12 protein-coding genes and 1 pseudogene are annotated in these 9,822 nt (G+C 71.2%); 5 read left to right on the top strand and 8 right to left on the bottom strand.

Annotation, left to right across the window (positions count from 1 at the left end; translation table 11 throughout):
* The coding region (locus tag ACH4E7_RS11775; protein WP_396248871.1) for an IPT/TIG domain-containing protein at positions 1–349 on the top strand (349 nt) is incomplete at its 5' end.
* Between the two features lie 641 nt (positions 350–990).
* Here the strand turns inward: ACH4E7_RS11775 and ACH4E7_RS11770 are convergent.
* From ACH4E7_RS11770 to ACH4E7_RS11745, 6 genes are all read right to left on the bottom strand, one after another.
* The gene (locus ACH4E7_RS11770) at positions 991–2,526 is read right to left on the bottom strand and encodes a YncE family protein (protein WP_396248870.1); all 1,536 of its coding nucleotides are present in this window, start codon (positions 2,524–2,526) and stop codon (positions 991–993) included.
* Between the two features lie 420 nt (positions 2,527–2,946).
* Entirely contained in the window at positions 2,947–3,651 is a 705-nt protein-coding gene (locus ACH4E7_RS11765; RefSeq protein ID WP_396249110.1) for a class I SAM-dependent methyltransferase, read from the bottom strand.
* A gap of 113 nt (positions 3,652–3,764) precedes the next feature.
* On the bottom strand, positions 3,765–4,220 hold the full coding sequence (locus ACH4E7_RS11760; RefSeq protein WP_396248869.1) for a hypothetical protein: 456 nt from the start codon (positions 4,218–4,220) through the stop codon (positions 3,765–3,767).
* A gap of 115 nt (positions 4,221–4,335) precedes the next feature.
* Complete coding sequence (locus tag ACH4E7_RS11755) at positions 4,336–5,184, bottom strand: helix-turn-helix domain-containing protein (RefSeq protein ID WP_396248868.1); 849 nt, start codon at positions 5,182–5,184, stop codon at positions 4,336–4,338.
* A 27-nt stretch (positions 5,185–5,211) separates the two neighbouring features.
* Positions 5,212–5,736, bottom strand: a complete 525-nt coding sequence (locus tag ACH4E7_RS11750; protein ID WP_396248867.1) for a DUF6879 family protein — start codon at positions 5,734–5,736, stop codon at positions 5,212–5,214.
* Positions 5,708–5,950, bottom strand: a complete 243-nt coding sequence (locus ACH4E7_RS11745) for a hypothetical protein (RefSeq protein ID WP_363369153.1) — start codon at positions 5,948–5,950, stop codon at positions 5,708–5,710. The genes ACH4E7_RS11750 and ACH4E7_RS11745 overlap by 29 nt, the downstream gene beginning before the upstream one ends.
* Positions 5,951–6,222: 272 nt before the next feature.
* Between ACH4E7_RS11745 and ACH4E7_RS11740 the strand changes: the two are divergent.
* Together ACH4E7_RS11740 and ACH4E7_RS11735 are read left to right on the top strand one after the other, a co-directional pair.
* Positions 6,223–6,768 (top strand): annotated as a pseudogene (locus ACH4E7_RS11740) (hypothetical protein); the annotation flags it as partial.
* A gap of 97 nt (positions 6,769–6,865) precedes the next feature.
* Positions 6,866–7,315 carry a DoxX family protein gene (locus ACH4E7_RS11735; protein WP_396248866.1) on the top strand — a complete coding sequence of 150 codons (450 nt, stop codon included), beginning with the start codon at positions 6,866–6,868 and terminating at the stop codon, positions 7,313–7,315.
* Positions 7,316–7,343: 28 nt separating this feature from the next.
* Here the strand turns inward: ACH4E7_RS11735 and ACH4E7_RS11730 are convergent, their stop codons facing one another.
* Complete coding sequence (locus ACH4E7_RS11730; RefSeq protein WP_396248865.1) at positions 7,344–7,514, bottom strand: hypothetical protein; 171 nt, start codon at positions 7,512–7,514, stop codon at positions 7,344–7,346.
* Between the two features lie 341 nt (positions 7,515–7,855).
* Here ACH4E7_RS11730 and ACH4E7_RS11725 point away from each other — a divergent pair, with 341 nt between their 5' ends.
* Together ACH4E7_RS11725 and ACH4E7_RS11720 are read left to right on the top strand one after the other, a co-directional pair.
* On the top strand, positions 7,856–8,938 hold the full coding sequence (locus tag ACH4E7_RS11725) for a hypothetical protein (protein WP_396248864.1): 1,083 nt from the start codon (positions 7,856–7,858) through the stop codon (positions 8,936–8,938).
* Positions 8,935–9,435, top strand: coding sequence for a hypothetical protein (locus ACH4E7_RS11720; RefSeq protein ID WP_396248863.1), 501 nt, complete (start codon positions 8,935–8,937; stop codon positions 9,433–9,435). The genes ACH4E7_RS11725 and ACH4E7_RS11720 overlap by 4 nt, the downstream gene beginning before the upstream one ends.
* Before the next feature lie 86 nt (positions 9,436–9,521).
* On the opposite strand, the gene ACH4E7_RS11715 is transcribed toward ACH4E7_RS11720, so the two are convergent.
* Positions 9,522–9,818, bottom strand: a complete 297-nt coding sequence (locus tag ACH4E7_RS11715) for an MTH1187 family thiamine-binding protein (protein ID WP_396248862.1) — start codon at positions 9,816–9,818, stop codon at positions 9,522–9,524.
* Positions 9,819–9,822 lie beyond the last annotated feature (4 nt).

Below are 9,822 nucleotides of genomic sequence, written 5' to 3'. Positions count from 1 at the left end.
CGGCACCATCCCCGCCGGCACGGTGGGCACCGTCGTCAACGTCACCGTGACCACTCCCGGGGGAACGGTGTCCGGCGGAACCATGACCTACGTGGCCGTCCCGGTCGTGACCGTGCCCATCGTCCCGTCGGTCAGCATCCCGGCGGGTGGCGGTGTGTTCACCATCGCGGGCACCGGCCTCGCAAGTGCGACCGTGACCTTCGGGACGACCACGGCGACGATCACCTCCAACACCGGCACCGTCATCACCGGCACCATCCCCGCCGGCACCCCGAGTACCACCGTCAACGTCACCGTGACCACCCCGGGTGGCACGGTGTCCGCCGGAACCATGACCTACACCGCCTGATCAACCCGGCGGCGCTGCCGGCCTTCGGGTGACACTCCGAAGGCCGGCTACCCGTCTTAACGCGCTGATCCTTTCGGGGTGGGCGCTGGCCGGGTGACGGCCCGGCGGTTGAGGTGAGGGCAGAACAGGCGAGGCTCCGGGCGGTTGAGAGAGACGTCTCATGTCTCAAGCAACCAGCCAGGGAGCCTCGTTGGTCAACGCCGCCGCTCTCGGCGGAGGGGCGGCGAAGACGTGGCAGAAAGCATCTGTGTCTGACACTCGACGCAACTGAAGCCACAGACGTCTGCTGGCAAGCAGTACCTGTTCAACTGCCGCCAGATTCTGGTGGAGTCCGGCCGCTGGCGACCGCACACGGTCACCAGCGGCCGGACTCCCGTTTACCTTCCCGGATGTCTGACAACGCCCCGCGGCCCGCTGGCACGAGGACCTGGAGCGCCGGTTCGAGGAGCGCGAGCAGCGGCGGCAGGGCGAGGCGGGGTGAGGGATTGGGCTCGTTCTCGTGAGCATCCGGTTCAGGTGTTGCCTCCCGAACCGCTGTCGAAACGCTGCTCTGCGACCGCCTCCTCCATAGGGGACAGCGCGGGCCTCCGGTTCGGAGTCCCGCGCTGTCGTTGTTCGTGGTGGGCCGGGTGCCGGTGTCCTCAGGTGCGGTGGTCGCAGCGCGGCCACTCGTCGTGGTCACAGTGGTGCCAGTGACCCGGACCGGGGTCGATGATGGTGGGGTCGGTGGCGGTAGCGGTGCCGTTGCCCCCTCCGCTGACGGTGGCGGTGTTGGTAATCGTGCCGGTGGCGGTGCGGGAGACGCGGACCCGCAGCGTGATGGGCGGGTAGGTGCCGCCGGGGTTGAGGACGCCGCTGCGGGTGCAGGTCAGGGTGGACCGCACGCAGTTCCATCCGGAGCCGACGAGGCGGACGGCGGTGAGTCCTGCCGGGAGGGTGTCCTGGACCCTGACGGTGGTGCCGTCGGTCGGGGCGGTTCCGTTGTTGCCGACGGTGATGGTGTAGGTGCCCTGCCGGCCTGGGGCGAAGGTTCCGGTGTGGGTCTTGGTAATGGTCAGGGAAGGTCTGCTGGCAGGGGCGATCGCGACCTGTTGCGGACTGTTCCCCACGGGGACGGTGGCGGTGACCGTGTTGCTGGCCGTGTCGATCACATCGACGGCTCTGGGGCCTCCGGGGGCGGCGACGTAGGCGTGCGCGCCGTCCTGGGTGATCGCAACACCGACGGTGGAGGCGTTGGTGGCCACGGTCCCGGAGACCGTGTTCGTGGTGGTGTCGATCACGTCCACCCCGCCGTCCGTGCCGACGTAGGCGCGCGTGCCGTTGGGGGTGATCGCGATGCCGGACGGTGCAACATCGACGGTGATGTTGGTGGTGACCGTGTTGGTGGCGGTGTCGATCACCGACACGTTGTGCGAATTGCCCTGGTTGGCGACGTAGGCGCGGGTGCCGTCGGGTGTGATCGCCACAGCGGCAGGGAAGTTGCCCGTGAAGTTGGCGATGGTGGCAGTGACCGTGTTGCTGGCGGTGTCGATCACCTGCACAGCCCCGGCGTTCTGGTAGTTCGTGACGTAGGCGCGCGTGCCGTCCGGGGTGATCGCCACAGCGAACGGGGCGGCGCCGGCGTTGTTGATGTTGGTGGTGACCGTGTTGCTGGCGATGGCGATCACCGACACCGTGCTGTTGGGGCTACCAAAGGGGTTGCCGGTGTCGGCAACGTAGGCGCGCGTGCCGTCGGGCGTGATTGCCACACCGTTCGGGCCAGCGCCGGCGAACAGAGGGATGGTGGTGGTGACCGTGTTGGTGGCGGTGTCGATCACCGACACGTTGTCCGAGCCCTCGTTGGCGACGTAGGCGCGCGTGCCGTCCGGCGTGATCGCGACGCCGAACGGCTTCGCACCGACGGGGATGGTGGCGATGACGTTGTTGGTGGTGGTGTCGATCGCCGAGACCGTGTTGTCGGTCTGGTTGGTGACGTAGGCGGTTGCGGCGGTGGCGGCCCGCGCCGGGGTTGGCGTAACGGCCGGCAGAGCCAGTCCTGCCAGCACTGCCAGCGCCGCCATGCAGATCCGCACCCATGCCGATGGCCTTCGCCACGGTCTATGCCCCGCCTCCTCGGGCCCCGTATCGCGATGCGACCCGGTCTGCTGTCTCCCATGCCTGATCACCAGCACCTCCACCTCACGTAAGGGCAGCCTGCGCCAGCCGTATCGGGCGCGGCGGCGACACGCCAGGGATCACCTAGCGTGAAAACAGAATTACTTTATGTAGCGCATGGTGGTTCCGGTGATCTCGACACGCTTCGATCCAGCACGGCCAGCGCCGCCGACTGCGTACCGCGTCGGAGAGCGACGCCTCGAAGCATGACCAGCAACCCTTGAGCCGGCTCGCGCGGAGCGCGATCCGCTGTACGGGGCGTACGTGATGATCCTGGTCTTGGCCAGCGCAGGGGGGAGGTGCCCGGGCTGCGCTGGTCGGACGTCATGCTGAACCGAGGGGAGATCCCCATTCGGCAACAGCTCCAGCCCCAGCGCAAGATCGCGAAGTCACACTGCAGTATTAGGAGCCGTTTCGCTGGATGCGCAGCGGCGAAGCGTCCCTCACCGTGACCGGTAGGCCCGGAGCAGCAGGGTGTCGGCCGAGCGCGGCCCCGATGCCGTCGGGGGGAGTCGGTCGATGCTGATCGCCGTGAATCCGGCCTCGTCCAGCAGCTTCTCCCAGACGTGCTCCTGGAGGACCCAACGCTGCATGGTCGTCGGGACGCCGTCCGGGGTGCGGGCCGGGATGTCGGTGTGCTGGACGTCCGGTTCGGCGGGCGCTCCGCCGATGTAGTGGCCCAGGGTGGAGGCGGCGAACAGGCCGCCGGGACGCAGGGCGCTGGCGGCGGCCGGGAGCAGCCGGCGGGGGTCGGTGAAGTCGAGGGCGCCGAACACCGAGTAGATGACGTCGTACTCGCCCGGGTGCCCGTCCAGGTGCTCGGCCACGTCGGCGTGCACCGGCCGCAGGCTTGGCGCGAGATGACCGTAGAGGTCGCAGGCCATCGTGTGCTGAGCGAGGGAGGCGTCTACGGCGTCGACCCGGGCGGGCGCCGAGCGGGTGACGAGGTGGGCGGCGTGCCGGGCGGCGCCCGCGCCGAGGTCGGCCACGGTCAGGCCGGTGATGTCACCCAGTACCTCGGCCCCCGGCCCGCCGTCCTGGGCCCAGACCCAGGAGAACGAGCCGGGGACGGACCGGTCGGTGTCGGTGCGGGTGCGGCCGTAGTGGTGCCACAGGTCTGGCGCTGCGCCTTGGGCGGGGGAGGTGATCTTCACGCGGGCCATCCTGGTGCCCCAGGCGCCCGGGCGTTGCGGTTTGGGTGAACTTCACCCGCCCGCGTCGCGGTGGCCCCAGCCGGGCCGGGACCACCGCAACTGGCCGATCAGTGCGAGTCGTTGCCGGGGTGGCAGGGGCTGCAGTTCGCGGCGTCGGCCCACAGTGGCAGGTCCACGTCCCAGCCGTCGGCCGCGATGAGCTGGGCGGTGCGCAGGACGGTGTCGTCCTGCTTGAACTCCACGGCCGGCACGTGGTGCAGGAACTGGCCACCGTTGTGGATCCGGCACAGCTCGGCGTAGGCGACGGTGTCCAGGATGATCGTGTGGACGCCGATGTCGACCAGCGAGCTGGGGCCGAGGCTCAGCTGCTCGCCGCGGTGGGCCATCGCGGTCAGCAGGTAGGCATAGCCCTGTCCGAGGACGCGGGCGGCCATGATGGAGTCGTACGGGTAGTCGCGCATCAGGAGGCCGATCTGCTTGTCCCACAGATCGGTGGGGACGTGGTCGCGCACGTTCCGGAGCGGGCCGATGATCGGGTCGGTGGGTGCAACTGCGGTTGCCATGGTTCCTCCGACTGCTGTTGGGGCACCTGGTGGCGCCGGGCTATGCCCGGCGACCCCGTGAACGCTACGGACCAACCAGGTTGCGCCTCAACGAAGTTGCGAGAATTTGCGGACCTCAGCCCAGGTCGCTGATCGCGGAGGTGATCAGCGCGCGGGCGGCGCCGCCGTGAACGGCGAGCGCGGCGAAGCGGGCGAACGCCTGGGCGTAGAGCGCGAGGTCGGAAGGCGCGGTCACGGTGACCTGCGCCGACAACAGCTCCACTCCCGCCTGCCGGTCGTCGAAGAGGTTGAAGGTCTCGACCGGCCACATGTGGCGGGCGGCCGTGAACGGGATGATCCCCAGCGACACCGATGGCATCGACATGACGCGCAACAAGTGACCGAGTTGGCCGGCCATCACCTCGTCGTCGCCGATCCGGTACCGAAGCACGGACTCCTCGATGACCGCGACGAAGCGGCGCCCGCCCTCGAACACGACGCTTGACCGGGCGAGGCGGGCCTCAACCGCCTCTGCCACGTCGTCCGGGGTCTGGCGGACGTCGGCCACCGTGCGCAGCAGCGCGCCGGCGTACTCCCTGGTCTGCAAGGCGCCGGGGATGACGCGGGAGGAGTAGGCGCGGAAGTGGCGGGTGCGGACGTAGAGCGGCACGCGGGCTTCCTGTGCCTGGCGCAGGCCGGCGCGGGTGATCCGCCTCCACTCGACGTACAGGGAGTCCGCAGCCCTGTTCGAGGCGATCAGGTCGGCGGCCTGGTCGTCGGCCCCGCAGGCCCGGCACCATGCCCGGATGTCCGAATCCGAAGGCGCGATACGGGCGTTGAGGATGCGGGAGGTCTTGGCCGCGTGCCAGCTGCAGCGGGCAGACAGCTCCCCGCCCTTCAAGCCGGCGTCGCGCATCAGCTCGCCAAGGCGCGTTGCCAGAGCCTTGCGGGCCGCCTGGACACTGGAGGACGGGGAGATCGACATCGATGCTGCTGTGGCCGGTGCTCGGGCTCAGACGCTGTACTTCTCGTGCGGCACGGCCCGCTCCCACGCCGAGGCGAAGGCGGTCGAGCACAGCAGGGCCACCGCCGGATCGTCGCTGAACGACGGCCCGGCGGACTCCCCGTCACCGGTGAAGTGGTTGAACCGCACCAGCCGGTCGTCGAACAGCCAGAAGTCGTTGCCCGGCAAGGCGATGTCCGACGCCTGCCGTCGGGGCAGCCATCGGATCTGCTCGCCCGCAGCGATGTTGGTGAAGGTCCCGGAGTGCTCGAACCGGATGTACTCCGACACCGGCTCGGAAACGATCCGAACTCGCCGGACCTCGACGCCCCGGGCGACGGTCTCCTCGATCAAGGTCAGCCATGGACGCCACCAGGACGCCCGGTCGTCAGGGTCGTGACGGAAGCCGTCCCGCCACGCCGCGAACGCCTCGGTCTCCTTGGCCACGCTGTAGGAGTCGCGCATCTCCAGGTGGACCGCGGTGGAGCGAGCCGCGGCCAGCTGCTCAGCGAACGTCGGCACCTTCGGCGGCATCGCACGCCTTCCTCAAGATCGGCACCATCCGCGCCGGCAGCCGGACCACATCCTCCGAATCGGGGATGCTCCCGGTCTCCCGGCACTTGGCGCGCAGCTTCTCGGTGGCCTTCCAGCCCTGCACGACGATCTCGTCAGCTTCGTCGTCGTACCAGACGGTCGGGCACTCGTCGTCCCCTGTGTTGGGGTCGATCCCGATGAACCGTAGTGCCATGCCGACTCCCCCTTACCACTCGGTTGCGTGGATTTGCATGACGATTCCCGACTGAATGGCCATCGTCAAGAGCGCCGCCGCCGAACGCAGTTGGAACCCCCCTGCCGACATCCGGCAGCGCCGCCACGTCGTCACGGAACGCTCGGCGCGGCATTGTGCCCACCCGGACCCCGCAAATCTGCGCAACATTCTGGCACCGTACGCGACCGCCCGACTACGGTCGATCACGTCTGCCAGGGCGAAGCCAGCCGCTCCGCCCCGGAAAAGCAGGCATGCCGACCGCAACCGCAACGCCGCGCCAGCACCACCACTGCCAGCGCCCGACAACGCCCAAAGAAACAGGACCAGTGGCACATCCCTGGGACGCCGTTGCCCAACTCGTCGACTGGCTGGACAGCAACGCCACGCTGCCCCCAGAACAAGAGCAGCTGATGCGCATCCTCAAGATCAGCGAGGAGGCCGGCGAGGTCAGCGAAACCCTGGCCGGCATCCTCAACTCCAACCCGCGCAGGGGTCACAGCCACACCGAAGCCGACCTGCACGCTGAGCTGTGCGACGTGATCCTCACCGCCATGGTCGCCCTGCGCAGCCGCACCCCCGACGCCGACCAGGTCTTCCGCGCGCATCTCGACCGGGTAGTCCGCCGCTCTCTGCCTGATCACCGCGGCCCGGTGAGGACGCACGACCTGCACCTGCGGCCCGAGTACCACCAACTGGTCGCCGCCGGCGCCAAGACCGTTGAGGTACGCACCGCCAGCCCGACCAAGACCGTAATCCGCCCCGGCGATCGGATCGCCTTCCGCACCGACGCCGCCGCGACGGTCACCTGCGAGGTCGTCCGCATCGACCGCTACCCGGACTTCACCGCCCTCCTCGACCACGAGGACCCGGCGGCCCGAGGCCGCCCGCCCGGTCGTGCTGACGGCCTTTCGGATCGTCGTCGGCCTGCTCTTCGCCTGCCACTGCGCCGCCTCACTCTTCGGCGTCCTGGGCGGCGCCAAGGGCGACACCGTCCCGCTCGGCCAGTGGCCCGGCTGGTGGGCCGCGCTGATCCAACTGATCGGCGGCACCCTGGTGTTGCTCGGCGTCGGCACCCGCACCGCCGCCCTGCTCTGCTCCGGCTCGATGGCCTACGCCTACTTCACCGTCCACCAGGAGCACGCCCTGGCACCGCTGCAGAACGGGGGCGAACCCTTGGTGATGTTCTGCTGGGCCTTCCTGGCCATCGCGGTGCTCGGCTCCGGCCCGTACGCCCTGGACCGCGCCCTGACCCGCCGTTCCGCCGCCGGCGCACCGGCCGAACCTGCCGGACCGACCGGACCGACCGGACCGGCCGCGGCCGACGCGCCGAGCACCACGCCCTGAGGACAGGGCCCGCCGTGGGCGGGGCCCCTCAGTTCCCCGTGTCGGCGAGTCCGGCCACCACGCGGTCGATGGCCTTCTCCACCCCGAGCCTGCCCTTGCCCGCGTCGCCGAGCCGTCGCGTCATCAGGCGGACCAGCGCGTGCTGGAACAGGGCCGGGCCGCAGGCCGTCCAGTGCTCCCGCACTTCCGGGTCGAGCATGAAGGCCAGCACGTCATCGGGCTCGGCCGGGACGAAGCGGAACTCGCTGTGCTCCCACTTGTCGCTGCTGGGCGGCGAAGCTGCGCGACCGGGCGGAGGAGTTCCGGCAGGTCCTGGCCTCGGGGCTGGACGAGGCCCTGGACCACGAGATCCGGGCGCTGGACACGGCCGCACCGGGCGCGGCCTCCGCCGCCGGCTGGGCTCTCGGGCTCCTGCTCCCCCTGGCGCTCTCCTTCGGCGCCGGTCTGCCGGAGGACGACGGGATCTGGCTCCTGGCGGCCCGGGCACTGGCCGGGGCGCGGGGGGAGAGCCACAGCTACGAGGCCCGCGACATCGTCGCGATGCGCGCGCTCGGCGGCGCGCACATCGTGGCGCACGGTGAGGCCGGCCAGCCGGTCTTCCGGTTGAACCACGAGGCGCTCGTCAGCCACGTGCTGCGCGCCTCCGGCCTCCCGGACGCCGCGGCGCACGCCACGATGGCCGCGGTGCTCCGGCAGGTCCACGAGACGCTGTACCGGGGACGCGACGTCACCAACCCCTACGTCGCGCGGTACGCCGCCGCCCACGCCGCCCGGGCCGACCGGTTGACCGCTCTCCTGCAGGACGCCGAACTGCTCGTCCGGCTGGATCCCGAGCGGCTCGTGGCGCAGCTCGACCAGCCCGGCGCCGCCGCCTCGGCCGAGGCGCGCCTGTACCGGCCGATCGCCGAGGACCTGGTGCGCAGGTCGCCGGGCGAACGTGCCGCCCTGCTGCAGGCGGAGGCCCTGCGTCAGCAGCCGGAGCTCAGGCCCTGGGCGCGTTCCGCGGCGCACCTGCACTGGACCGACGAGTGGACCACCGCCGAGCGGTCCGCCCCCGAGCGCAGCCTGGGCCTGCCGTTCGGCGACGTCCTCGTCGTGTCGGCGAGCCCGGACGGGGGGCTCTACGCCGCGGCCGAACGCCTCTGGCACTGGAGCAGCCCCGGCGGCCCGCCCGACCTCGTACGGGGCCACGTACCCGCCGCACTGGGGGCGGCGACCCGTCGGCTGACGGCACTGGCCGCTCCCTCCCACGCGTGCGGGATCGCGGCGGTGGCGGCGGACGCCGAACGGGTCCTGGTCTGGCCGCGGGGCGGGCCGGGGGTCGTGCACGCGCTCGGCTGGGCGACGCCCATCAGCGCCGTCGCCGTGGGGGTCGCGGCCGGCCGGGAGATCCTCGCGGCCACCTTCGGCACCCACGTGGCCGTCTGGGAGTGGCGGGAGGGCCGGCTTCGGCACCGCGGGTTCTGGCGGAGCCGGGTGGGCGAGGTGTTCGCGACGGCCGTCACCACCGTCGGGGGCTCGCCCTGCCTGTCGCGGCCGATCTGCTGGCGGGCCGCCCCGCCGCGTACCGGGTGTTCGCCTCGGGCGGCAAGGGCGAGCCGACCGACGTCGCGCTCGCCGTGACCGGGGGGACCATCACCTACACGGACCGCCTCAAGGGCCAGGACCGCTGGCAGGGGGACGGCACCGTACCGTGCGTGTCGGCCACGCCACCCGAGTGGGAGGACGGCGCCCGGGTCGACTGGTTCCGTCTCGGGCACACCGCGCTGCCCAATGACGCCCTGCTCCACCGCCAGCTGTACGACCGTTACGAAGCGCTGGACCACCGCCCCTACCAGACACTCGGCACGGGGTTCGGCATCGACGTACCGGAGGCCGTGGCCGCCGGCACCCCGCTGCCGGTGACCGCGGTGTCCGAGGACCCCGGACTCCTCCTGGAGGCCCGCCTCGTCTCGGCGGACAGCGGGGAGACCATCGAGCGGCGGCGGCTGCGCCCCGACGGCGACGGCGGCTACAGCGCCACCTTCTCGCCCCCGCCGGGCGTGTGGACGGTGGAGGCGAAGGCCGCGCAGGCCACCGGCATCCCCGTGCAGCGGGAGGCAGTGCTGGTCCTGGACTGAGGCCGCGCCCATGTGCTGCCCGGCGTCGCACCGGCTCCCGGCGCCGGACACCACGTGGGCGCCGGTCGCCGAACGAGGGAGGCGCGCTAACCCTCGGCCAGATGCCGCTCGACCGAGGCGACCTTGGCGGTGAGGCCGTCGGTGACCCCGGCCCGGTCGTCGATCTTGATCACCGTGCTCACCCGGTTGCCGTAGGCCTTCACCGCCTCGATCGCCTCCTTGATCACCGGCATCACCTCGTCCCACTCCCCCTCGACGCTGGTGAACATGGCGTCCGTACGGTTCGGCAGCCCGCTCGCCCGGACCACCCGGACGGCGGCGGCCACCGCCTCCCCCACGTCCTCGCCGATCCCCAGCGGGGTCACCGAAAAAGCTGCGATCACGGCT

Source organism: Kitasatospora sp. NPDC018058 (genome assembly GCF_044327205.1).
Taxonomy (GTDB): domain Bacteria; phylum Actinomycetota; class Actinomycetes; order Streptomycetales; family Streptomycetaceae; genus Kitasatospora.
This window is presented reverse-complemented; position numbering and strand designations above follow the sequence as displayed.

Bases quoted from the DNA above. Each gene is read 5' to 3' on its own strand.
- ACH4E7_RS11760 (WP_396248869.1), bottom strand. From the start codon at position 4,220: ATGGCAACCGCAGTTGCACCCACCGACCCGATCATCGGCCCGCTCCGG.
- ACH4E7_RS11755 (WP_396248868.1), bottom strand. From the start codon at position 5,184: ATGTCGATCTCCCCGTCCTCCAGTGTCCAGGCGGCCCGCAAGGCTCTG.
- ACH4E7_RS11750 (WP_396248867.1), bottom strand. From the start codon at position 5,736: ATGCCGCCGAAGGTGCCGACGTTCGCTGAGCAGCTGGCCGCGGCTCGC.
- ACH4E7_RS11745 (WP_363369153.1), bottom strand. From the start codon at position 5,950: ATGGCACTACGGTTCATCGGGATCGACCCCAACACAGGGGACGACGAG.
- ACH4E7_RS11730 (WP_396248865.1), bottom strand. From the start codon at position 7,514: ATGCTCGACCCGGAAGTGCGGGAGCACTGGACGGCCTGCGGCCCGGCC.
- ACH4E7_RS11725 (WP_396248864.1), top strand. From the start codon at position 7,856: ATGCGCGCGCTCGGCGGCGCGCACATCGTGGCGCACGGTGAGGCCGGC.